This window comes from Mesorhizobium sp. P2_H9, assembly GCF_056403215.1.
In genome coordinates, this window is sequence record NZ_JBFUFX010000004.1 from 243,323 (window position 1) to 265,114 (window position 21,792).

Sequence of the window (21,792 nt, forward strand, 5' to 3'; positions counted from 1 at the left end):
GGATTATAGCCGGGAAAGGACAAACGCTAGGTGCCACGCGGTTTTGCGCGGGCGGTGGCGGTGGCAAGCAGCGGATTTTCCGGCCAGACATGCCTGGGGTAGCGGCCGCGCATGTCGGCGCGCACGTCGGCCCAGGAGCCGCGCCAGAAGCCGGGCAGGTCGCGCGTGGTCTGGATCGGCCGGTGCGCCGGCGACAGCAGTTCGAGCGTCATCGGCACGGTGCCGTTGGCTATTGCCGGATGCCGGTCGAGGCCGAACAACTCCTGGACGCGGACCGCCAGCACCGGCCATTCGCCGTCATAGCGGATCGGCACATGGCTGCCGGACGGGGCGTCGAAATGGGTCGGCGCCAGCGTGTCGATCTTGCGCTGCAAGTCGTGCGGCACCAAGGCCATCAAGCCCGACGAAAGCGCACCCGAATTGATCGCGGAAAATGACGCTGCGCCGGAGAGAAACGGCAGCAACCAGTCGTCGATACGGTCGATAAGGGCTGTGTCCGAAACATCGGGCCAGGGCGCACCGAGGCCGCGATGCAGCCAGCCGAGCCGCTGCCGCAGCGTCTCGGCCTCCTTGCCCCATTCGAGCAGTGACAGCCCATGCTGGCGCAAGGCGTCGAGGATGGCGCGGTCGGCGTCGGCACCGGACGGCGCCGGCAGCATGCGTTCGGACAGTGCGATGGCGCCGAGACGAACGGTCTCGCGCACGCGCACCGCGCGCTTTTCACGGTCGAAACTTGCTTCGCGGCGGGTCTCAACCTTGTCCGCGAGCGCGGCGCGAATGTCGGTCTCATCGACCGGAGCGGCCGCGGTGATGCGCGCATTCTGTGCCTTGCCTTGCAGGTCAGCGACGACGAGCCAGGTCTCGCCGGCCAGCGAATCGGCGGCGTCGAGCATGGCGCCCGAGCCATTGGCCAGCACGAAACGGCCGCGCTCGCCACGCGCTTTGGCGATACGGTCCGGCCAGGCATGGATCAGGAGGGAGCCGGCTCCACCCTCCGGAGGGTCGGCGAGCGAGCCTTGCACGGCAAGGCGACGGGGTGGGGTCGCCGGTGGCGTGCCCGAACCGACCCCACCCCGATCCGCTTCGCGGATCGACCCTCCCTTCGAGGGGGAGGGTAAAGCCTGTTTGGCCAGCCGCTCGGCAAGCTGGCGCGCGGCGGTGGCGCGTGGCGATCTCTCGGAGCGAAACCGCATCAGCCGGCGTTCGAGGTCGGCGCCGTCGCCACCAAGGCCGCGCTCGGTGAGCAGCACGGCGAGCATGGCCGCCTCGAAAGCATGGCCGGCCTTCGCCGCTTCGGCGACCATATGCGCCAGCCGCACCGGCAGTGCCAGTCTGCGCATCGCAGCGCCTTGCTCGGTCAGGCGCCCTGCTCCGTCGACCGCGTCAAGCGCGACAAGCAGCGCGGCTGCCTCGTTGAGTGCCGGAGTTGGCGGCGGGTCGAGGAAGGCAAGGCTGGCCGGATCGGCGACGCCAAAGGCAGCGCAATCGAGCACCAGCCCGGAGAGGTCGGCCTCGAGGATTTCCGGCGGCGTAAAGGCGGGCAGTGCCGCCGTCTGCTCGGAACGCCACAGGCGGACGGCAACACCGGGCTGCGTGCGCCCGGCACGACCGGCACGCTGGTCGGCGGAGGCTCTGCTGACCCGCACTGTCTCCAGCCGCGTCAGGCCGCTGGCCGGCTCGTAGCGCGGCAGCCGCGACAGGCCGGAATCGATGACGACGCGCACGCCGTCGATGGTGATCGAAGTCTCGGCGATCGATGTCGCCAGCACCACCTTGCGGCGACCGGGCGGCGGCGGCTTGATCGCCGCGTCCTGCGCCTTGCCGTCGAGCAAGCCGTAGAGCGGCACGATGTCGGTGTCGGCGCCAATGCGTCCCAGCAAGCGCTCGGCGGTGCGCTCAATCTCGCGTTGGCCGGGCAGGAAGGCAAGCACGCTGCCGCTCTCGTCGGCGAGAGCGGAGCGGATCGCCTTGGCCATGGCGTCTTCGATGGGGATGCCTGCCGGGCGCTCGTCGTAACGTATGTCAACCGGAAAGGCGCGACCCTCGCTCTCGATCACCGGCGCGCCGGAAAGCAGTTTGCCGACACGCGCACCGTCGAGCGTCGCCGACATGACCAGCAAGCGCAGATCGGGCCGCAACGCGCCTTGCACATCGAGCGCCAGCGCCAGGCCGAAATCGCCGTCGAGCGAGCGCTCGTGGAACTCGTCGAAGAGCACCGCCGAGACACCCGGTAACTCGGGGTCGTCGAGAAGCATCCGCGCGAGCACGCCTTCGGTGACGACGAGGATTTTCGTCCGCGCCGAAGTGCGGTTTTCCATGCGCATGGCGTAGCCGACGGTGTCGCCGGGCTCCTCGCCGAGCAACTCGGCCATGCGCCGCGCCGCAGCGCGGGCGGCAAGCCGGCGCGGCTCGAGCAGGATGATCTTGCCGGTGCCAAGCCAAGGCGCGTCGAGCAGCGCCAGCGGCACCAGCGTCGTCTTGCCAGCACCCGGCGGCGCCACCAGCACTGCGCTGTTGCCGCGACCAAGCGCTTCGCTCAACGCCGGTAGGACGGCGGAAACCGGAAGTTCTGGCAGAGGTTTTCTGGTCATCGTCCCACGGACGTGTTCATCCAATCGCGGCACATAAGCAGCGTCCGCATATCAGCGGCGATGGCTGCCGCGCAACTGATCGAGCTGGCTGGATCAAAGCCGGGTCCGCGAAAACGGGTTCCAGCGCACCGTGCCCAGCCTCGCCTCCTCGCGCACCATGGTCAGCAGGCCGGAACCGCCGACGACCGCGAGGCCGACCAGCGACAGAAAATCCGGATATTCCTGGAAGAACAGCGCGCCGAGGATGACCGCCCAGACGATCTGCGAATAATGCGTTGGCGCGACCCGGTTGGCCGGGGCGTATTTCATGGCCAGCAACTGCAGCAATTGTCCGCCGGCGGTAAAGGCGCCGGCCATCACCAGCCACACCAACTGTCTTCCATCCGGAATGGTGAACGAGGTGGCGGCGGCACCGATACCGTTGAACAGCAACCCATAGCCGATCAATACGCCCAGCATGGTCGTGCGCTTTTCCTGCTGGGCGAGCGAGCGCATCAGGATGACGCTGGTGGCGGCGAGGAAGGCGATGGTGAAGGCGGCTAGATGGCCGAGATGCAGTTCGCGAAAACCCGGCCTGACGACCAGCATGACACCGGCAAAGCCGGCGACGACCGCCAGCCATCGCCACGGGCCGACCTTCTCTTTCAGGATCAGCGTGGAAAGAATTGTGACGAACAGCGGCGCCAGGAAGATCAGCGCATAGACTTCGGCCAGCGGGATGGTGGTGAAGGCATAGACGCTGAGCACGCCGGACGCGATGCCCGCCCAGGCGCGCGCCTGCACCGCCCAGGGCCGTTTGGTGCGCCAGAAATCGCGCCAGCGTTCGCCGTTCGGCCGGGTGAAGAGCAGGAAACAGCCGGAAAACAGCGTCGAGAAGAAGCCGATCTCGAACACCGTGAACTGCCCACCCAGACTTTTGACAACGGCATCGCTGCACGAATAGCTTGCATAGGCGATGAGGGCGAGCAGGATTCCGTTCGTCACGATTTTCCATTTCCGGGGAGAGCAGTGTGAAGGTACTGGCGCTCGGTGCGCATCCTGACGACATCGAGATTTTCATGTTCGGTACGATGGCCGCCTATGCCACGCAAGGCGCAGAACTGATTTTTGCCATAGCCACGGACGGCGCCAAGGGCGGCAAAGGCGCTCCCGGCTCACTCGTCCGCGCGCGCCGTGAAGAGGCGACCGCGGCGGCAGCCTTGCTTGGCGTGACGCCGCACTTTCTCGACTTTCCGGACGGCGAACTGGTTGCGGATTCGGCATTGATCGGCGCTCTCAAGGCGCTGATCGGCGCGGTGCAACCAAACCTGGCGATCACCCATGCGCCGAACGACTATCATGGCGACCATCGCGCGCTGTCGGATGGCGTGCGCATCGCGACGTCTTTCGCGGTGCCGGTGCTGCATGCCGACACGCTCGGCGGCACCGGTTTTTCGCCGACGCACTATGTCGATATCTCCACCCATTTCGATCTCAAGGCGAAGGCGATCCGGGCGCACCAGTCGCAGGATCCCGAGCGCTTCGTCGATGCGGCGCGCGTGCAGAACGCCTTTCGTGCCGGCCAATGCAATGGCGCGGCAGGCTCTTTTGCGGAAGCTTTTCGCTTCGAACCGGTGTTCCCCTTCGCCGACATCCGTGCCCTGTTGCCGCCGGCACCGCCGGTCCGGACGGTGATGGTCAGCACCAAAACGGTCACGTGATCGGTTCGCAAGCGCGCCGAGACCTCTGACCGACCCTTCGATTCTCATCGAACCCTGCCTTGTAAAACTTAGGCTTTTTCCGGTCGGCAGCCGGCCTCGCCGTATCATGTTGCGGTGCAGCGACGAATTCGCTTGCGTTGTTTAGTAAAAATTGCATCACTAAACAAATTACTAAACATCTGCCGCGCCGCTGCGTCGCCATGTTTGGGCCCCGGAGGAGAGGGGTTGAAGGCTCTTGAAACCGTCATCCGGACGCGTTTCGCAAATGGGAGGAAGGCATGAAATCGACTTTGAAACTGGCGTTGGGACTGGCCTCGGCGATGTCTGCCTCGGCGGGCTTTTCGAACGCCGCGCATGCAGAAGATCTGACGCTTTGCTGGGCCGCCTGGGATCCGGCAAACGCACTTGTGGAACTGTCCAAGGACTTTACCAAGGAAACCGGCATCGGCATGAAGTTCGAATTCGTGCCATGGACCAACTATGCCGACCGCTTCCTCAACGAACTGAATTCGCACGGCAAATTGTGCGACCTGATCATCGGCGACAGCCAGTGGATCGGCGGCTCGGCCGAGAACGGCCACTACGTCAAGCTGAACGACTTCTTCGACAAGGAGAAGATCAGCATGGACGACTTCGTGCCGGCCACCGTCGTCGGCTATTCGGAATGGCCGAAGAACACGCCGAACTACTGGGCGCTGCCGGCCATGGGCGACGTCGTCGGCTGGACTTATCGCAAGGACTGGTTCTCCAAGCCGGAACTGCAGAAGGAATTCAAGGAAAAGTATGGCTGGGATCTCGGCCCGCCGACGACCTTCGACCAGCTGAAGCAGATCGCCGAATTCTTCCAGAAGCGCGAGATCGACGGCAAGACCGTCTATGGCGCCTCGATCTATACCGAGCGCGGCTCCGAAGGCATCACCATGGGCGCCATGGACGTGCTCTACAGCTTCGGTTTCAAATACGAGAACCCCGACAAGCCCTACGAGATGGAAGGCTTCGTCAACTCCGACAAATCGGTCAAGGGCCTGGAATTCTACAAGGCGCTTTATGACTGCTGCACCCCTCCCGGCGCTTCGAACAGCTACATGGGCGAAGGCGTCGATGCCTTCAAATCAGGCCAGGTGGCGATGCACATGAACTTTGCGTTCACGTGGCCGGGCCTGCAGAAGGACGAGAATGTCGGCGGCGACAAGATCGGCTATTTCGTCAATCCCAAGGGTCCCGATGGCGACCAGTTCGCCCAGCTCGGCGGCCAGGGCATCTCGGTGGTGTCCTATTCCGACAAGCAGGAATCGGCGCTCAAATACATCAAGTGGTTCGCCAACAAGGACGTGCAGGCCAAGTGGTGGTCGCTGGGTGGCTATTCCTGCCTCAACGCGGTCGTCAAGGACCCGGCCTTCCCGGCCAGCCAGCCCTACGCGCAGACCTTCCTCGACTCGATGGCCATCGTGAAGGACTTCTGGGCCGAGCCTAGCTACGCGCCGCTGCTGCAAGCGTCACAGAAGCGCTTCCACGACTATGTCGTTGCCGGCCAGGGTTCGGCCAAGGATGCGCTTGATGGCCTGGTCAAGGACTGGACGCAGGTGTTCCAGGACGACGGCAAAATGTAACGGCTCCTCCCGAGCCTGACCCGAGCGTCCCGTGCCACCCTTGGCACGGGACGCAGTTCAGATAAATTCCATTGTCGAGACTTGACGTGACCGAAGCAGGACTCACCATGCTCAATCGGACTGCGGACAGCGTTGCCCGGGCGACCCCGGAGCCGTTGGCGCGCAAGGTCCGCGGCATCAGCGACAAGGGCCTCGCCTGGCTGTTCATCTCGCCGACGATGCTTTTGCTTCTGGCCATCAACATCTTCCCGCTGTTCTGGGCGATCTATCTGTCCTTCACCAACTATCGCGCCAACCGCCCCAACGAGATGGTGAAAAACCTCGGCTTTGCCAACTATCAGCGCATCCTTGGCGACAAGGACATCTGGATCGCCATGCAGACGACGGCGCATTTCGTCTTCTGGACCATCCTGCTGCAGACGGTAATCGGCTTCACACTGGCCTGGCTGATCGACCGCAAGTTCCGCGGCCACGCCTTCTGGACCACCATCATCCTGGTGCCGATGATGCTTTCCCCGGCGGTGGTCGGCAATTTCTGGCGCTTCCTCTACGAGCCGCAGATCGGCCTGTTCGCCTACGCCGTGTCGTTTGTATCAGGCATTCCGCCGACAGAGATCAGCATGCTCTCCAACGTATCGCTGGCGCCGTGGTCGATCGTCATCGTCGACACCTGGATGTGGACGCCCTACGTGATGCTGATCTGCCTCGCGGGCCTACGCTCCATCCCCGAATACATCTATGAGGCGGCCGAGGTCGACCGCGCCTCCAACTGGCGGCAGTTCTGGTCGATCACGCTGCCGATGGCGCTGCCCTTCATCATGCTGGCGGTGCTGTTTCGCGGCATCGAGAACTTCAAGATGTTCGACATGGTCAACCTGCTCACCGGCGGCGGGCCGGGTTCGACCACCGAGGTCGCCTCGATCACGCTGAAGCGGCAAGCCTTCGAAAGCTGGCGCACGGGCTATTCCTCGGCCTTCGCCATCATCCTGTTCGTCGCGGTGTTCGGCCTCGCCAACATCTACGTCAAGGCGCTCAACAAGGTGAAGCAGAGATGAGCCTGACATCAGCCCATTCGGTCGTCGCGCCTAGCGCAAATTCGAAGCGGATCGCCGGCGCCATCATCGTCGCCTACGCGCTGATCTCGATCGTGCCGCTGCTGTGGATCTTTGCCACCAGCTTCAAGACGCCGCCGGATTCGATCGCCTATCCGCCAAAAATCCTGTTTCAGCCGAGTCTCGAAGGCTACTGCAACCTGTTCACGACGCGGACGCGGCAGACGCCGGAATACATCAACTCGCTCGGACCGGCGACCGGTTTCTGCGACGAGACCACGCGCAAGCGCAACATGGTGATCGCCGGTCCGTCCAACTTCCTGCCGCGCTTCCTCAACTCGTTGATCATCGCTTTCGGCTCGACCTTCTGCGCAGTCTTTCTCGGCACGCTGTCGGCCTATGGCTTCTCGCGCTTCAAGGTGCCGCTGGCCGATGACCTTCTGTTCTTCATCCTGTCGACGCGCTTCATGCCGCCGATCGCGGTCGCCATCCCGATCTATCTGATGTACCGCGAGCTCGGCCTGTCGGACACGGCACTCGGCATGATCCTGCTCTACACGGCGGTCAACGTGTCGCTGGCGGTGTGGCTGCTGAAAGGCTTCATCGACGAAATCCCGCGCGAATATGAAGAGGCGGCGATGATCGACGGCTACACGCGGCTGCAGGCCTTCTGGCGCACCGTTTTGCCGCAGGCGACAACCGGCATTGCCGCAACCGCCATCTTCTGCCTGATCTTTGCCTGGAACGAATATGCCTTCGCCGCGCTGCTCACCTCCGGCACCGCACAGACAGCGCCGCCCTTCATCCCGACCATCATCGGCGAAGGCGGCCAGGACTGGCCGGCGGTGGCGGCCGGTACGACGATCTTCCTGGTGCCGATCCTGGTCTTCACCATCCTGTTGCGCAAACAGCTGCTGCGCGGCATCACCTTCGGCGCGGTGCGCAAATGACAATGATCAAGCCAGTAAAACGCAAATCGCGCTGGCCGGTGTGGGCCAGGCGCGGCCTCATGGAAAACATTGCGACGGCGCTGATCGCCATCGGTTTCCTGATGCTGTTCCAGCCCTTCGCGCTGTCGCTCTACACCTATTCCTTCATCACCATGCTCGCCGGCACCGTGATGTTCATCATCGTATCGAAGTTCCCGGAGTAGACGATGGCTGAGATCAGGGTTCAGCATCTGAGAAAAGCCTTCGGCGATTTCGTCGCCGTGCAGGACTCCAACTTCGTCGTCGAGGATGGCGAGTTCTTTGTCATGCTGGGGCCGTCGGGCTGCGGCAAGACGACGACGCTCAGGATGATCGCCGGGCTCGAACTGCCGACCGGCGGCGAGATCCTGCTTGGCGGCGACGACGTCACCATGCTGCGGGCCCGCGAGCGCGACATCGCCTTCGTGTTCCAGCTGTTTGCGCTCTATCCGCACATGAATGTGCGCAAGAACATCGGCTTTCCGCTGCTGGCGCAAGGCATGCCGTCGGCCGAAATCCGCCAACGGGTCGAGGAGACAGCAAAACTGTTGCGCATCGACCATCTGCTCAACAAGTCCGTCTCCGGCCTTGCCGGTGGCGATCGCCAGCGCGTGGCGCTCGGACGAGCCATCGTGCGGCGGCCAAAATGCTTCCTGATGGACGAGCCGCTCGGCACGCTCGACACCGAATTCCGCGATTTGATGGTGCATGAGCTGCGCGAGCTGCACAATCGCATCCACGCCACCACGGTCTACGTCACCCATGACCAGATGGAAGCGATGTCGATGGCCGACAAGATCGCGGTGATGAACCACGGCGTCATCGAGCAGTTCGGCACGCCGCGTGAGATCTACGACCGGCCGGCAACCATGTTCGTCGCCGACTTCATCGGCTCGCCGCCGATGAATTTTTTGGGCTTCGGCGGCGGATTGGCCAAGGGCGCCACGGAGGTCGTCGTCCAGGGCGCCAAAGTGGCGGTGCCAGAGGTGCGCGAGGATATCGCACCTAGCGACATGGCGCTTGGCATCAGGCCCGAACACATCCGCTTCGACGACGCCTCGAAACTGCGCGGCGCCATCTACGGCACCGAATATCTCGGCACCACGCAGATCGTCGCGGTGGAGACGGCAGACGGCATCATCAAGGCACGGGTGCCAGCCGAAATCCGGCTCGCGGCGGGCGATCATGTCGGCCTGACGCTGAGCAGCGCGCGGCTGTCGCTGTTCGAAAAGGGATCCGGCCGCGCCGTGCGCACCGCGATCCATGATTCAGCCTCTCAAGGGAGAGCGCAGCATGGCTGACGTGCACATCAGAAGCGTGAGCAAAAGCTTTGGCGAGCAGGTCGCCGTGGACAATCTCGACCTGCACATCGCCGATGGCGAATTCGTCGTGCTGCTCGGACCGACAGGCGCCGGCAAAACGACGACGCTGCGGCTGATCGCCGGGCTGGAACGGCCGGACGGCGGCACCATCCATATCGGCGGCCACAATGCCACGACGCTGTCGCCGGCCGAACGCGACACCGCTTTCGTGTTCCAGCAATATTCGCTCTATCCGCACCTCTCGGTGTTCGACAACCTCGCCTTTCCGCTGCGCTCGCCAGCGCGAAAAATGCCGGAGGAGCAGATCCGCCGCCGTGTCGAGGATGTCGCCAAGATGGTGCGCATCCACCACAAGCTCGGCAACCGCTCGACCAAACTGTCGGGCGGCGAGATGCAGCGCGTCGCCATCGGCCGCGCGCTGGTGCGCAAGCCGTCGATCTATCTGATGGACGAGCCGCTGTCGTCGCTCGACGCCAAGCTGCGCGCCGATCTCAGGCTCGAACTGAAGCGCATCCAGACCGAGCTTGGCGCCACCATGCTCTATGTCACGCACGACCAGATCGAGGCGATGACGATGGCCGACCGCATCGGCATCCTCAATGACGGCGTGCTGGTGCAGATCGGCACGCCGCGAAATATCTATTCGGAGCCGGCGAACCTTCATGTCGCGGCACGGCTCGGCCAACCGGCGATCAATCTGCTGCCGGCCGGCCTGCTACCGGATGGCGGCACGCCGGCGGGAACCAAGACCATTGGCGCGCGCACCGAACATCTGTCGATCGAGAAGGCGGCGAATGGCCATTCTGATGGCGTCGTCGACTGGGTCGAGCATCTGGGCGACCAGAACCACCTGCATGTGACGGTGGGGAGCAAGAAACTGGTGACGCTGACCGATCCCGATACGGATCTGGCGCAAGGCGACAGGGTGATGATCCGCTACCGCTCGCCGCTGTATTTCGGTGCGGATGGGCAACGGCTGATGTGAGTGGTTTGCGGGTGTTGTCGCATGGGCAATGCCGGATTCTGACTGACGATTGCGGGACTGGACGAATTCGATGAAGCATTTTTTCAATCGCAAGGAAACGATCGTCACCGAGGCGCTGGATGGCTTTCTCGGCACGATCGGCGCCGGTGACCTTGCCCGCCTGGACGGCTATCCCGAAGTCAAGGTCGTGCTGCGCGCCGACTGGGACAAGTCAAAAGTCAGCGTCGTTTCCGGCGGCGGCGCCGGGCACGAACCGTCACACGCCGGCTTCGTCGGCAAGGGCATGCTGACGGCGGCGGTTTCAGGCGAAATCTTTGCCTCGCCGAGCGTGAAAGCGGTGCTGGAGGCCATTCGCGCAGTCACCGGTCCCGCCGGATGCCTGCTGATCGTCAAGAACTATACCGGAGATCGCCTGAACTTCGGACTGGCGGCCGAGAAAGCGCGCGCTGAAGGCCTTCGCGTCGAAATGGTGATCGTCGCCGACGACATCGCCTTGCCCGACATTGCCCAGCCGCGCGGCGTCGCCGGTACCTTGTTCGTGCACAAGATCGCCGGTTATCTGTCGGAGACCGGCCAAGACCTCGCGGCGATTGCCGCAGCGGCACGCGCTGCCGCGGCGGACATCGTTTCCCTCGGCCTTTCGCTGTCGTCCTGCTCGATCCCCGGTCAGCCGCACGAAGAGAGATTTGGCGACAATGACGGTGAGCTCGGCCTCGGCATTCATGGCGAACCGGGGGTTGAGCGGATCGCAGTGCAAAGCGCCGACAGGCTTGTCGCGATCATGCTGGAGCGCCTCGCCGCGCGGCTCGATCCGGCCAGCGACTATGCCTTGCTGATCAACAATCTCGGCGCCGTGCCGCCGCTTGAAATGTCGCTTCTCGCCAATGCGGTGCTGGTGTCGCCGCTGGCCAGGACGGTGACGCTGACGATCGGACCCGGGCCGCTGATGACGGCGCTCAACATGAACGGATTCTCCTTGTCGCTGATCCGGCTCGATGCAGCGCGCGAAGTCGCCTTGCGCGCGCCTGTCGGCCCGCATGCCTGGATGCCGGCAAAGCCTGTTCTTCCGCTGATCGTGGTGCCGGCGGCGAAGCCGGTCGCTCAAGTCGGGGCAAAAAAGGCCAGCGCGGATGCCCGCACAAGACGCCTTGTCGTCACGATCTGCGAAAGGCTGATCTCGCTCGAAGAGACGTTGAACGCGCTGGATGCCAAGTCGGGAGACGGCGATACCGGATCGACGGTGGCGACCGGCGCGCGCAGCGTCCTCGACAAGGTTGACACGCTGCCGCTTGCCGACCCAGCCGCCACGCTCGCCGCGCTGGGCGACATCTTGAGCGCGTCCATGGGTGGCTCCAGCGGGGTGCTGTTGTCGATCTTCTTCACGGCGGCGGCGCAAGCACTGGATGGCGGCGCAGCGCTGCCTAGGGCGTTGCTTGCGGGGCTTGAACGGATGACCTTCTACGGTGGCGCAAGGCTTGGCGACCGCACCATGATCGATGCCCTGGAGCCTGCCCTGAAAGCGCTCGACGCCGGTGGCCTGGAAGGCGCTGTCGCGGCGGCTCGCCAGGGCGCCGAAGCCACCGCCGCCATGCGCAAGGCAAAGGCCGGGCGGTCCGCCTATATCGGCAGCCAGCTTTATGGCGTTGTCGACCCCGGCGCCTGTGCCGTGGCCGAAGTCTTCGCGGCCGTCTCCGCATTGTACGAAGCGGCCTGACGGGGGGACTATGCTTGGATCGACGGAAAGGGCACCTTCCCACACTGCCGAAAGGGCAGGAATCAAGGGCACAGGTGACATGACATTGGACCTTTCCAGGCTGGTTGTGGTCGCAGCGGACACGATCGCGGTACATGCCGACGAACTGACCGCGCTCGACCAGGCGATCGGCGACGGCGACCATGGGCTGAACATGAAGCGCGGCTTCGAGGCGCTGCGCACCGAGGCCGACGCGTTCGCGGCAAAACCATTGCCGGAAGCGCTGAAGGCGATCGGCACCAAGCTGGTGATGACCGTCGGCGGCGCCTCGGGGCCCTTGTTCGGCACGCTGTTCATGGCGCTTGGCAAGGAGATTTCGGCTGCGCCGGATCGCGCCAATCTGACGGCTGCCTTCGGCAAGGCAATCGAAGCCGTGGCGGCCAGGGGCAAATCGCAGGTCGGGCAGAAGACCATGCTCGATGTGCTGCAGCCGGTGCATGAGGCGCTATTACAAGGGAAGACGGCTGTCGAGATCGTCGACATCGCCGATCGGGCCGCCGAGGCCACCGTGCCGATGAAGGCCTTGCGCGGGCGCGCCTCGTTCCTCGGCGACCGCTCGGTCGGTCATATGGACGCCGGCGGGCGCTCGACGGCGCTGCTGGTGCGGGCTGTCGCGACAAGCATCGAGGGGCACGCATGAGCAATGTCGGCATCGTCATCGTATCGCATTCACCGCTGGTCGCCGAAGGCACGGCGGACATGGTGCGCCAGATGGTCGGCGACGAAGTGCCGCTTGCATGGTGCGGCGGAAACGGCCATGGCGGGCTGGGGACAAGTGTCGAAGCGATCATGGGCGCCATCGACAAGGCCTGGTCGGAGGCAGGGGTGGCCATCCTCGTCGATCTCGGCGGCGCCGAGACCAACTCGGAGATGGCGGTCGAGATGATCGGCGAGCCGCGCGCGCAGAAGATCATCGTCTGCAATGCGCCGATCGTCGAGGGCGCGGTGATGGCGGCGACGGAGTCCTCCGGCGGCGCCTCGCTCAGGGAAGTGGTGGCGACGGCGCACGAATTGTCGCCGTCGTGAATGAACAGGAATTTTGACAGCATGTCCGCATCTGCCGAAGCCACTGTCCTGATCACCCACGAGGTGGGTCTGCACGCGCGCCCTTCGGTGAAGTTCACCAAGCTCGCCAAGACGTTTTCGGCCGAGGTCGAAGTGGCGCTCGCCGCCAACGGGCCGTGGTTCGACGCCAAGAGCATCGTCAAGGTGATGGCGGCCAAGGCGCCGAAAGGTACGCTGCTGCACATCAGGGCCAAGGGCGTCGGCGCCGGCGAGGCGGTCGGTGCGCTGGTCGAACTGGTGCGGCGCGACTTCGACGAGGACGCGGACCATGTCCGAACCGCTTAGGCTGCAAGGCATCTCGGCCTCGGCCGGCTATGCCGAAGGGCCTTTGTTCGATCTCGACCGGGCCACCGCGCCATACGCCGGCAAGGCGACCGCGGCGGAAGAAAAGGCCGCGCTCGAGACCGCGATCGGCGTTGCGACGGGTCGGCTTGCCGCCTTGATCGAAGCAAGCGAAGGCGATGCCGCCGACATTCTCGAATTCCAGCTCGCCATGCTGGAGGACGATGCGCTGATCGGCCCGGCTTTTGCTGCGATCTTGTCCGGTATGCCAGCGGATATGGCGTGGCGGCAGGCGCTCGACGCCGAGATTGCCGGCTATGAAACGTCGGACCAGGACTATTTCCGGGCCCGCGCGGCCGACATGCGCGACATCAGGGACCAGGTGCTGCGCGCGCTGACCGAGGACGGCGATATTGCCGTGCCGGCCGGCGCCATCTTCTACGGCGACGACATCGCGCCGACGCGCTTTCTGGAAACCGACTGGAGTTCAGGCGGCGGCATCGCATTGAAGGCCGGCAGCACGGCCAGCCATGTCGCCATGCTGGCACGCTCGCGCGGCGTGCCGATGGTTGTGGGACTCGGTGCTTCGCCGGCTCATCTTGCCGGGATAGCCCTGCTCGATGCCGAGCATGGCGGCATCATGCTTTCGCCGTCCAAGGCCGAGATCGAGGCGTTCCGCCGCTCGTCATCGTCCTTCGCGGCGCGCCGCGACCGAGCGGAGACCTATCTGGCAAAGCCGGCGGTGACGAAAGCCGGGACAGCGGTGCGGGTGCAGGTCAACATCGCCGATCCATCCGATGTCGACGGCATCGATATTTCGACCTGCGACGGTGTCGGGCTGATGCGCACCGAATTCCTGTTCGGCAAAACGCTGCCGGACGAGGAAACGCAATATCGCGCCTATCGCAAAGTGCTGGAATGGGCCGGCGACAAGCCAGCGACCATCCGCACCGTCGATGCCGGCGGTGACAAGCCGGTGCCCGGTTTCACGGTGGAGGAGACCAATCCGTTCCTCGGTTTGCGCGGCATCAGGCTGTCGCTGGCGCGGCCGGAGATCTTTCGGGTGCAGATCCGGGCATTGCTGCGCGCCGCCGTCCACGGCAATCTGAAGGTGATGTTCCCGATGATCACCATTGCTGACGAATATGCGCGTGCCGCCGCGCTTTTCGCGGAAGAGCAGGCCGGGCTCGCCGCGCGCGGTATCGCGCAAAAGATGCCGCCACTCGGCATCATGGTGGAAGTGCCGTCGGTGGCTATCGCGCCGGAGGCGTTTGCCGATGTTGCCTTCTTCTCGATCGGCTCCAACGACTTGACCCAATATGTGATGGCGGCTGCCCGCGACAATGCCGCGGTCGCGCATCTGAATTCGGTCCGGCATCCGGCCGTGCTTCGGCTGATCGCTTCAGTCGCCGCGTTCGGGAGCTCGCACGGAGTTCCGGTCAGCCTGTGCGGTGATGCCGGCGGCGATCCGGCGTCGATACCGGTGCTGCTCGAAGCCGGCCTGCGTGATCTCTCCGTCGTGCCCGCACAGCTCGCCATGGCCAAGGCGGCCATCGCGGACGCCGCGATCTAGGCGCCGGCATGGTCGAAAAAATCCCCGAACCCGGTTCCGAAGCGGCGATCCGCGCCTACAAGACGATCCTGTCGCAGGTCATCGACCAACGCCCGTCCGGCATGCGCCAGCGCCTTGCCGATGCGCTGGGAAAACACCGCAGCTTCGTCACCCAAATTTCCAGCCCGACCTATTCGGTGCCAATCCCGTCCAAACATTTGCCGGCTATCTTTTCGGTCTGCCATTTCAGCCCAGCCGAGCGCGATCATTTCCTCGCCGCCTATCATCAGGCGCATCCGGGAAAGATGTCGGTGGCATCAGGCTTGCGAAAGACGCGGCATGTCTCGCTGATCGTTCCCGACTTCGGCGACGACAAGCAGAATGCCGCGCTCGACCGGGCGGTCAATGATTTCATCCAGAAGATCACCAGCATCACCGGCAAAGGTGGCGGCTGATCGTCTCATGCGCATTTGTGTCGGGAGGACACCATGAAGAAATTCCTGAATTCGGTGGAGACGGTGCTGACCGAAAGCCTCGATGGCTTCGTCGCCGCCCACGCCGATATTCTCGTGCTTGGCGACGAGCACAAATTCGTCCGCCGCACGGATCTGAAGCCGGGCAAGGTGGCGCTGATCTCGGGCGGCGGCTCCGGCCATGAGCCGCTGCATGGCGGTCTGGTCGGGTACGGCATGCTGGACGCCGCCTGCCCCGGCCAGGTGTTCACCTCGCCGACGCCGGACCAGATGCTGGCGGCGGCAGAGGCCGTCAACACCGGCGCCGGCTGCCTGTTCATCGTCAAGAACTACGAAGGCGATGTGATGAATTTCGAGATGGCCGCCGAAATGTCGGAGGGCATTCTGCAAATCGTCACCAATGACGATGTCGCGGTCGAGAACTCGTCCTATACCACCGGCCGGCGCGGCGTCGCCGGCACGCTGGTGGTCGAGAAGATCGTCGGCGCCGCGGCCGAGCAAGGCATGGCACTGGAGCCCTTGAAGGCGCTGGGCGAGCGCGTCAACAACGCGACGCGCTCGATGGGCGTGGCGCTGACCAGTTGCACGGTGCCTGCGGCGGGCAAGCCGACCTTCGCCATCGGCGACGGCGAAATGGAATTCGGCGTCGGCATTCATGGCGAGCCGGGCCGCCGGCGCGACACATTGAAGAGCGCTGATGCCATTGCCGAAGAAATCTGTGCCGCGATCCTGGGCGATCTCGGCAATGCCGCGAAAGGCCCGGCGCTGCTGTTCGTCAACGGCTTCGGCGGCACACCGCTGATGGAACTTTACCTGATGTACAACAGCGCCCGCAAAATCTTCGAGACGCACGGGGTGAAGGTCACCCGCTCACTGGTCGGGTCCTATGTGACGTCGCTAGACATGGCCGGCTGCTCGATCACGCTGACCATGCTCGACGCGGAAACGACGGCCCTGTGGGATGCGCCCGTGCATACGGCAGCGCTGCGCTGGGGCATGTAACCGGGAGGCTAGCGCCGACCGACTATCGTCGGTCAGCCTGCGGGGCCTGATGGACCCCCACCCGCTGTAACGCCGGACAATTTTCCGGCTTTGCGCAGGACAGGCGCCTCATATTTCTTCTTGATCATATCAATGCCCCTTGTTTTGCAACGGGGAGTGTAAGAATGGGCCCGTTAAAGTCAATTCAGGCGCACTGGCTTCCGCCGTGCTTTTCTGCGACCATCTTTCGATAATCCCTTTAATCCGTACCGCTGCCCGGGTTCATGCTGCCACCACTTACGCCTGCCGAAGAAAAGCTGCTGCTGAACTATGCGGACCCCGAGGCGCCGTTGGCCGGAGGCGACCTCGCGGCAAAAACCCTGTCGGCCCTGCTGGCCAATGCCGAATTCCACGGCATCCTGCCGATCATGCTGCGCAAGCTGCAGGAGCGTGGCGACGCCCATCTGCCTCAGGACGCCGGATTGATGGAGACGCTGTCCGACCTGCGCCGGAAGTCGACGCTGGTCACCGGCCAGTCGATGCTGCTGCAATACCATGGCGACCGCATCATGAAGGCGCTCGCCGCAGGTGGCATTGCGGCACGCATCGTCAAGGGCCCGGTCTTTGCACGGACGCTGTACAGGCACGTCGCCGACAGGCCCTTCACCGACATCGACATCCTCGTCGACCCGGCGCATCTGCCCGACGCCAACCGGGTGATTGCGGCATGCGGTTTCGAGCTTGGCAGCGACGAAGCAGAATCCAACGACCTGCAGGAGTTCAAATGGCTCGAGAAGGAGAATCCGAGCCTGATGATCGAGCTGCATGGCAATCTGGTGCATGATTCCGGCATGCGGCGGCGATTGTCGCTGGGTTTCAAGGAATTGCGCGTGATCGACGGCGAGGCAACCGACACGCCGGCCGCCATGCTGACCATCGCCATCGTCCATGCCGCCGGCGGGCACAAATTCCACCGGCTGCAGCTGTGCGTCGACGTGCTGCAGGGCGTGCGTGCCCTGCGATCGCCGGACGCGGAAGCGAGCCTGCTCGAGGCAGCGCGGATGACCGGCATCGAGCTCGAACTGGCAACCGTGCTCAACGTCACCGGCCGGCTGTTCGATGAAAGACGTGCACTCGACATTGCCGATCGGATCAAGCCCGATCTGGGTATCCGGCTCGCCAGGCGGCTGATCACCCGGGATACGCTGCTTGGCGTCAATTCCAGGGACAAGATGCGCTCGCGCCTGCGCCGCGACGCCTTTCGCTGGATCCAGAGACTTGCCAAAGCCAAGCCGCACTTTGCATGAGCCCGGACAAGCCGATTTCGGCGGTTTTCATTCTCGAAATCACAGCCGTCACCGGACCAATGCTGGCCGGTTGGGTGGAGAAAGGCCATCGCATCGCCGCCATCATTGTGCCTGCGCCGCGCCGGAACAAGCGCTTCAGCGTTGGCACCTGGCGGCGGCGCCTGAGGCGCAAACTTGCGCTCAGGAGCAATCTCGGCGGCACACAAGTCCAGTTGATCGAGTTCGGCCGGCCGCATGACTGGGACGCGCTTGCCCGGCAACTTGCCGGTGTCGGGGCCGACGTTCTTGTCTGCTTCGGCTTCAGCGCCCTCATACCGGATACTGTGCTGAACCTGTTTTCCAAGGGCGGACTGAACCTGCATCCGGCGCTGCTGCCGCATTACAAGGGGCCGCATCCGATCCACCGGCTCATCATCGACGGGCAGCATGAAACCCATGGCGGCGTGACGCTGCACAAGATGACGTCAGGCTTCGACGAAGGCGACATCCTGGCCCAGATTGCCTTTTCCAGCCAGGATTGGAGTTCCGCGGCAACTGTCTCGCGGGCACTGGCGAGCGCAATGAAGACGCTGGTGACGGAGTTCGCGCCCGAACATTGCACGGGCGCGCTGATCGGCAAGCCGCAGCCGACGGGGGATTTCACCTGGGCGCAACTCGCCCGCGCGCCGCTCGTCATCGACAACAAATGGTCGAGCGACCATGTCGCGCGCGTGTGGCGTGTTGCCGGACGCAATGTTGCCATCCACGTGCTGGTGAATGGCAGGCTGGTGCGGCTGGCGCAGCCGATCCGTCGGCTTGGGCCGGCGACAGGCGAGGCGCCGGTCAGACACTGGGGATGGGTCGTATTCGATTGCGCCGACGGTCGCTTTGCCCACCTCGTCTACAATGGTTTCTCCAAGCTGCTGGTGCAATCGCAGCGCATAGTGAGCCGGCTTCGCACCTGACGCTGACCCTTCGAAGAGCGGTGCAGAGAAGATTGAGACCGCTTAGCGCTATTCCGCCAATGCCGCGCGGATCAGCGGCGCGGCGTCGGCCGGCGTGGCCCCGACTTGCAGCGTAAAGGTTGGAACGGCCAGAACCAATTTGGTGATCGTCGCCATCCGGCGCTTCTGCAGCGGCAACAGGCCGGTCATGCCAGTCCTGACATTGTCCGCGGCCAGCGCCACCATTGCGTCGGTTTTGGCCATGGCGACCAGCCGGTTCTGGCCATCGGCCGAGCGGGCGAGATGGAAGAGTGCCGCGACCGGCCTGGGCCCCGTGTCCTCGACGCGTATGATCTCGCGCAGGCGTTCGAGCGAGACGGCCTGCTCGCCATTGCGATCCCAGGAGAGGCCGAGACATGGCTGGACGAGCGGGATCATCTCGGCGGTTTTGCGATGGATCTTGGCAGCCCGCGGCAGGCCCCATGCGAGAGCCTTGCCCGAAGCGAGGTTGAGGACCATGGCATCGTCCGAACAGAGGCCGAACCCTTGCGAGGCCAGCGCCAGCGACGTCGTGCTTTTGCCGGTGCCGCTCGGCGCATGGATCAGTACAAGAGCATCGCTGCCTGGCAGCGTCAGCCCGGCGGTGTGCAGCATATGCTGGCCGCCGGCATCGAGTGCGGCATCGAGCACCAGCATCCACAGCGTCCAGACAATCTTCGTATCCGGGCGGACGTAGATCCTGGCCCAGCCTTCGCCGGCATGGATCGAGCATGTCTGGCTGCCGGGGAAAATCAGATGGATGACGGCGCCATTGTCGATCATCCGGCAATGGCCGTCCTCGGGCACCTCGCCATCGAAAGCGAGCGAGCCATCCGGCGATTCCGGCAAGGATTCTGTCTCGCCGATATCTATGCGAAAGCTCGGCTCGGCCGTTTCGCTGACGCGCAGGCTGGCAACCATTTTGTCGAAATCCCGCCAAAGATCGGGGCTTTCGGCGGTGATGCCGATGACCTGTCCGTTGAGGGCATAGCGGCCTGAGGCGGCGGGTCTGGTCAAGCGGCGTGCGCCTTTCCGGCGTCGGCATGGTGGCGATAGATTTCCACCATGCCGGGAAGGCTGTCGCTGACCACCGGCCGGCCGTCGAGGCAGACCCAGCAATGCGCCGCAATGCGCGGTGCATGCATCGACTTCGGATCAACGCCGAAGCGCAAATCCGGATCGAAGCCGGCAAAGCGCAGGAAGCGATGCGCCAGCAAGCCTTCCCGCAGGCACCGGCGGTCGCGCATCAGCCATGGATGCCGGACCGTACGGTTGACGCTGGCGACGATGTAGGCGGACGGCAGACCGCGATAGGGTGTCGACGAGGAGAGCGGCGCCCATTTGAGCACGGCTTCGAAATTGCGGTGGCCGATCAGGACCGGCATCAGCCGGGCGCTTGCCCACAAATGACCGCGAAACAACGCGCGCAACAAGGGACCGTCCGCCATCATGCGCCCGGGTCGGCGAGGATACCTTCCGAGACAAGCTCGGCCGCCAGTTCTGCCATGTCCTGATCGAGCGTGCCCTTGTCGATCTCGAACTCGTCGGCGAGCAGGGCGACAATCTGGTCGAGGCTGCGGTCGCCGTCCACCTTGTCGAGGAAGGCCTCGGTCGTGCTGTTGCAGGTGTAGAGCTGGCCGCTACGCGCCAGAAGCACCACGGCGCCGTCGCCGACATGCTGGACCGAGGCGTCGTCCACCAGCCGCAGAACCGTCTCAGATGCAATTTCGACCACGGACCCGCTCCAAATAGGCAAGTTTTGCTGGAGAGCAATTAGCGCGGCAACGCCGCACTGTCCATTGTCCGGCGGCATCGTAGCACGGGCACCGACAGTTTCGCCAGATTCAGATCCGTTTGAACCAGCAAAGCAAAAGCCCGCCTCGATCCATGAAGCGGGCTTCTGGAATGGCACTAGAGATCAGTGTGAACTCGGAGACGCAACTATCTGAGACAGCTTCTCGCGCTTGCTCAACACAGGCTTTTCATAAGTTTTCTTCACAAGACCCCCCTGAAATCGTCGGTGAACTGCACGTGCCAGCCGGCACGGCGCATTGTCAAGCAGGCGAGGCAGATTCGGACGCAGTATTGCCTTCCTTACCCAGAGTAAGCTATGGAGTCGGCCGGGTGTTTGGGAGACAGAGTATGCGTTACAATTGGGATCGGGCCCCAACAGGGTTCGAGCGTCACAGGAAAGCCTTGGCTGCGGCCATACTGATCGCCGGTGGTGTTGGCCTCATGCTCGCGGCATTGCCGCTTTAGGGCGACCAGGAATCATTGACCAGCATGGATGCCGCTCCGTTCAGGAGCGGCCTAATCGCGCGCGGATGCCTGCGCGCAGGACGACGCTTTTTCAGCGCGCTTGCCCGGTCACCGCAATGAAGCGGCGATCGCGCCCCTCAAACCCCTGGCTGAAGCGCTGCACCAGCACGGCAATCACAGCCGGCTTGCCATCCGGGGTGAATTCATAGGATTCCGACAGGCTGTAGGAGGTCGGGCAATTGCGCGACCCCGGTACGGTCTTGTCCTCGTGCAGCAGCTTGAACGGCTTGCCATCCTGCCCTTCCAGCGTCAGGCGGAAACCGAGCGCCTTGCCGGTTTTGTCGCCTTGAAGTGCTGAGCCGCCTTGCTGCGTCTCGTCGAAACTTGCCGAGCAATCCGTTTTGCTGTCGGCCAGGATCTGCTCGAGCTGGATGGTTGAGATCTCAAGTTCGTCATAGAGCGGCGAGAGCCATTTCTGCGAGACCTGTTCGAGGCGGGCGATGTCGTTGTAGTCGACCATATCGTCGGGAAAAGTGAACTTGTCGGAAGCCGTGCGTTCGCCGCGCGCCGCGATGGCGTATTTGGCGAGGATCGGCGCCGCTTGCGCCGCGGCCTGCGCCCGCGCCTGCTCCAGGGTTAGTGTCGACTCCTCCGACTCGTCGACGACAAGAATGGGTTTACCGCCAACGAACTGGTCGGTGCTTGTGTCGATGATGTCGATTTCCGAATAGCCTGAATCCGAGGCTCCGGCGTCGAGCGTGCCGTATTGCTCGAAGGCGAAGTAGTTGCCGTCGGGCGAAAAGCCGATGATACCCCGTGCCGCGGCATCGCCGGCCTGAGCGGTTCCGGCAGACAATGCCAAACCCGCACCAAGAGCCGCCACGAGCAGCGGCCATGCGATGATTCGTCGACGAAGCATGTCCTCCGGCT

The 21,792-nt window shown here is 64.0% G+C and carries 22 protein-coding genes; 16 read left to right on the top strand and 6 right to left on the bottom strand.

The features are described 5' to 3' along the window. Positions 1–26: 26 nt before the first annotated feature. On the bottom strand, positions 27–2,591 hold the full coding sequence (hrpB, locus tag AC1DXN_RS09415) for an ATP-dependent helicase HrpB (RefSeq protein WP_477275694.1): 2,565 nt from the start codon (positions 2,589–2,591) through the stop codon (positions 27–29). Between the two features lie 93 nt (positions 2,592–2,684). Beyond that, complete coding sequence (locus AC1DXN_RS09420; protein ID WP_477275696.1) at positions 2,685–3,575, bottom strand: DMT family transporter; 891 nt, start codon at positions 3,573–3,575, stop codon at positions 2,685–2,687. Positions 3,576–3,601: 26 nt separating this feature from the next. On the opposite strand from AC1DXN_RS09420, the gene AC1DXN_RS09425 reads away from it, so the two are divergent. The 16 genes from AC1DXN_RS09425 (at position 3,602) to AC1DXN_RS09500 (ending at position 18,585) form a co-directional block, all read left to right on the top strand. Continuing rightward, positions 3,602–4,291, top strand: a complete 690-nt coding sequence (locus AC1DXN_RS09425; protein WP_477275698.1) for a PIG-L deacetylase family protein — start codon at positions 3,602–3,604, stop codon at positions 4,289–4,291. A gap of 278 nt (positions 4,292–4,569) precedes the next feature. Then, a complete protein-coding gene (locus AC1DXN_RS09430) occupies positions 4,570–5,901 on the top strand; it encodes an ABC transporter substrate-binding protein (RefSeq protein WP_477275700.1) in 1,332 nt (443 codons plus the stop codon). Between the two features lie 107 nt (positions 5,902–6,008). Beyond that, complete coding sequence (locus AC1DXN_RS09435) at positions 6,009–6,956, top strand: carbohydrate ABC transporter permease (protein WP_477275945.1); 948 nt, start codon at positions 6,009–6,011, stop codon at positions 6,954–6,956. Next, positions 6,953–7,903 (top strand): carbohydrate ABC transporter permease, encoded by a 951-nt coding sequence (locus tag AC1DXN_RS09440; protein WP_477241238.1) that lies wholly within the window; start codon positions 6,953–6,955, stop codon positions 7,901–7,903. The genes AC1DXN_RS09435 and AC1DXN_RS09440 overlap by 4 nt, the downstream gene beginning before the upstream one ends. Beyond that, positions 7,900–8,106 (top strand): hypothetical protein, encoded by a 207-nt coding sequence (locus AC1DXN_RS09445; RefSeq protein WP_477241236.1) that lies wholly within the window; start codon positions 7,900–7,902, stop codon positions 8,104–8,106. The genes AC1DXN_RS09440 and AC1DXN_RS09445 overlap by 4 nt, the downstream gene beginning before the upstream one ends. A 3-nt stretch (positions 8,107–8,109) precedes the next feature. Next, a complete protein-coding gene (locus AC1DXN_RS09450; RefSeq protein WP_477241235.1) occupies positions 8,110–9,222 on the top strand; it encodes an ABC transporter ATP-binding protein in 1,113 nt (370 codons plus the stop codon). Further along, positions 9,215–10,228, top strand: a complete 1,014-nt coding sequence (locus AC1DXN_RS09455; protein ID WP_477275703.1) for an ABC transporter ATP-binding protein — start codon at positions 9,215–9,217, stop codon at positions 10,226–10,228. The genes AC1DXN_RS09450 and AC1DXN_RS09455 overlap by 8 nt, the downstream gene beginning before the upstream one ends. 70 nt (positions 10,229–10,298) lie before the next feature. Further along, positions 10,299–11,942 carry a dihydroxyacetone kinase subunit DhaK gene (locus tag AC1DXN_RS09460; RefSeq protein WP_477275705.1) on the top strand — a complete coding sequence of 548 codons (1,644 nt, stop codon included), beginning with the start codon at positions 10,299–10,301 and terminating at the stop codon, positions 11,940–11,942. Positions 11,943–12,021: 79 nt separating this feature from the next. Continuing rightward, on the top strand, positions 12,022–12,621 hold the full coding sequence (dhaL, locus tag AC1DXN_RS09465; RefSeq protein WP_477275707.1) for a dihydroxyacetone kinase subunit DhaL: 600 nt from the start codon (positions 12,022–12,024) through the stop codon (positions 12,619–12,621). Beyond that, positions 12,618–13,007 carry a dihydroxyacetone kinase phosphoryl donor subunit DhaM gene (dhaM, locus tag AC1DXN_RS09470; RefSeq protein ID WP_477241227.1) on the top strand — a complete coding sequence of 130 codons (390 nt, stop codon included), beginning with the start codon at positions 12,618–12,620 and terminating at the stop codon, positions 13,005–13,007. Before dhaL ends, dhaM begins: the two co-directional genes overlap by 4 nt. 21 nt (positions 13,008–13,028) lie before the next feature. Beyond that, positions 13,029–13,331, top strand: a complete 303-nt coding sequence (locus AC1DXN_RS09475; protein WP_477241225.1) for an HPr family phosphocarrier protein — start codon at positions 13,029–13,031, stop codon at positions 13,329–13,331. Next, positions 13,315–14,901 (top strand): phosphoenolpyruvate--protein phosphotransferase, encoded by a 1,587-nt coding sequence (gene ptsP, locus AC1DXN_RS09480; protein WP_477241224.1) that lies wholly within the window; start codon positions 13,315–13,317, stop codon positions 14,899–14,901. The genes AC1DXN_RS09475 and ptsP overlap by 17 nt, the downstream gene beginning before the upstream one ends. 8 nt (positions 14,902–14,909) lie before the next feature. Then, positions 14,910–15,335, top strand: a complete 426-nt coding sequence (locus AC1DXN_RS09485; RefSeq protein ID WP_477241222.1) for a hypothetical protein — start codon at positions 14,910–14,912, stop codon at positions 15,333–15,335. A gap of 33 nt (positions 15,336–15,368) precedes the next feature. Next, positions 15,369–16,355, top strand: a complete 987-nt coding sequence (gene dhaK / locus AC1DXN_RS09490; protein ID WP_477241220.1) for a dihydroxyacetone kinase subunit DhaK — start codon at positions 15,369–15,371, stop codon at positions 16,353–16,355. Positions 16,356–16,618: 263 nt separating this feature from the next. After that, positions 16,619–17,641 carry a nucleotidyltransferase family protein gene (locus AC1DXN_RS09495; RefSeq protein WP_477241218.1) on the top strand — a complete coding sequence of 341 codons (1,023 nt, stop codon included), beginning with the start codon at positions 16,619–16,621 and terminating at the stop codon, positions 17,639–17,641. Beyond that, complete coding sequence (locus AC1DXN_RS09500) at positions 17,638–18,585, top strand: formyltransferase family protein (RefSeq protein WP_477275709.1); 948 nt, start codon at positions 17,638–17,640, stop codon at positions 18,583–18,585. Before AC1DXN_RS09495 ends, AC1DXN_RS09500 begins: the two co-directional genes overlap by 4 nt. A gap of 48 nt (positions 18,586–18,633) precedes the next feature. On the opposite strand, the gene AC1DXN_RS09505 is transcribed toward AC1DXN_RS09500, so the two are convergent. From AC1DXN_RS09505 to AC1DXN_RS09520, 4 genes are all read right to left on the bottom strand, one after another. Further along, positions 18,634–19,620 (bottom strand): serine kinase, encoded by a 987-nt coding sequence (locus AC1DXN_RS09505; RefSeq protein ID WP_477275711.1) that lies wholly within the window; start codon positions 19,618–19,620, stop codon positions 18,634–18,636. Further along, positions 19,617–20,051 (bottom strand): lasso peptide biosynthesis B2 protein, encoded by a 435-nt coding sequence (locus tag AC1DXN_RS09510; protein ID WP_477275713.1) that lies wholly within the window; start codon positions 20,049–20,051, stop codon positions 19,617–19,619. Before AC1DXN_RS09510 ends, AC1DXN_RS09505 begins: the two co-directional genes overlap by 4 nt. Continuing rightward, complete coding sequence (locus AC1DXN_RS09515; RefSeq protein WP_477241212.1) at positions 20,051–20,338, bottom strand: PqqD family protein; 288 nt, start codon at positions 20,336–20,338, stop codon at positions 20,051–20,053. Before AC1DXN_RS09515 ends, AC1DXN_RS09510 begins: the two co-directional genes overlap by 1 nt. A 615-nt stretch (positions 20,339–20,953) precedes the next feature. Then, positions 20,954–21,781 carry a DUF2259 domain-containing protein gene (locus tag AC1DXN_RS09520; RefSeq protein ID WP_477275715.1) on the bottom strand — a complete coding sequence of 276 codons (828 nt, stop codon included), beginning with the start codon at positions 21,779–21,781 and terminating at the stop codon, positions 20,954–20,956. Between the last annotated feature and the right edge of the window lie 11 nt (positions 21,782–21,792).

What these genes read in the sequence shown, in the direction of transcription:
- dhaK (WP_477241220.1), top strand. Translation starts at nt 15,369, where the DNA reads ATGAAGAAATTCCTGAATTCGGTGGAGACGGTGCTGACCGAAAGCCTC.
- AC1DXN_RS09475 (WP_477241225.1), top strand. Translation starts at nt 13,029, where the DNA reads ATGTCCGCATCTGCCGAAGCCACTGTCCTGATCACCCACGAGGTGGGT.
- AC1DXN_RS09520 (WP_477275715.1), bottom strand. Translation starts at nt 21,781, where the DNA reads ATGCTTCGTCGACGAATCATCGCATGGCCGCTGCTCGTGGCGGCTCTT.
- dhaL (WP_477275707.1), top strand. Translation starts at nt 12,022, where the DNA reads ATGACATTGGACCTTTCCAGGCTGGTTGTGGTCGCAGCGGACACGATC.
- AC1DXN_RS09460 (WP_477275705.1), top strand. Translation starts at nt 10,299, where the DNA reads ATGAAGCATTTTTTCAATCGCAAGGAAACGATCGTCACCGAGGCGCTG.
- AC1DXN_RS09435 (WP_477275945.1), top strand. Translation starts at nt 6,009, where the DNA reads ATGCTCAATCGGACTGCGGACAGCGTTGCCCGGGCGACCCCGGAGCCG.
- AC1DXN_RS09500 (WP_477275709.1), top strand. Translation starts at nt 17,638, where the DNA reads ATGAGCCCGGACAAGCCGATTTCGGCGGTTTTCATTCTCGAAATCACA.
- AC1DXN_RS09440 (WP_477241238.1), top strand. Translation starts at nt 6,953, where the DNA reads ATGAGCCTGACATCAGCCCATTCGGTCGTCGCGCCTAGCGCAAATTCG.
- AC1DXN_RS09485 (WP_477241222.1), top strand. Translation starts at nt 14,910, where the DNA reads ATGGTCGAAAAAATCCCCGAACCCGGTTCCGAAGCGGCGATCCGCGCC.
- AC1DXN_RS09455 (WP_477275703.1), top strand. Translation starts at nt 9,215, where the DNA reads ATGGCTGACGTGCACATCAGAAGCGTGAGCAAAAGCTTTGGCGAGCAG.
- AC1DXN_RS09510 (WP_477275713.1), bottom strand. Translation starts at nt 20,051, where the DNA reads ATGGCGGACGGTCCCTTGTTGCGCGCGTTGTTTCGCGGTCATTTGTGG.
- AC1DXN_RS09430 (WP_477275700.1), top strand. Translation starts at nt 4,570, where the DNA reads ATGAAATCGACTTTGAAACTGGCGTTGGGACTGGCCTCGGCGATGTCT.
- hrpB (WP_477275694.1), bottom strand. Translation starts at nt 2,591, where the DNA reads ATGACCAGAAAACCTCTGCCAGAACTTCCGGTTTCCGCCGTCCTACCG.
- ptsP (WP_477241224.1), top strand. Translation starts at nt 13,315, where the DNA reads ATGTCCGAACCGCTTAGGCTGCAAGGCATCTCGGCCTCGGCCGGCTAT.
- AC1DXN_RS09450 (WP_477241235.1), top strand. Translation starts at nt 8,110, where the DNA reads ATGGCTGAGATCAGGGTTCAGCATCTGAGAAAAGCCTTCGGCGATTTC.
- dhaM (WP_477241227.1), top strand. Translation starts at nt 12,618, where the DNA reads ATGAGCAATGTCGGCATCGTCATCGTATCGCATTCACCGCTGGTCGCC.
- AC1DXN_RS09495 (WP_477241218.1), top strand. Translation starts at nt 16,619, where the DNA reads ATGCTGCCACCACTTACGCCTGCCGAAGAAAAGCTGCTGCTGAACTAT.
- AC1DXN_RS09445 (WP_477241236.1), top strand. Translation starts at nt 7,900, where the DNA reads ATGACAATGATCAAGCCAGTAAAACGCAAATCGCGCTGGCCGGTGTGG.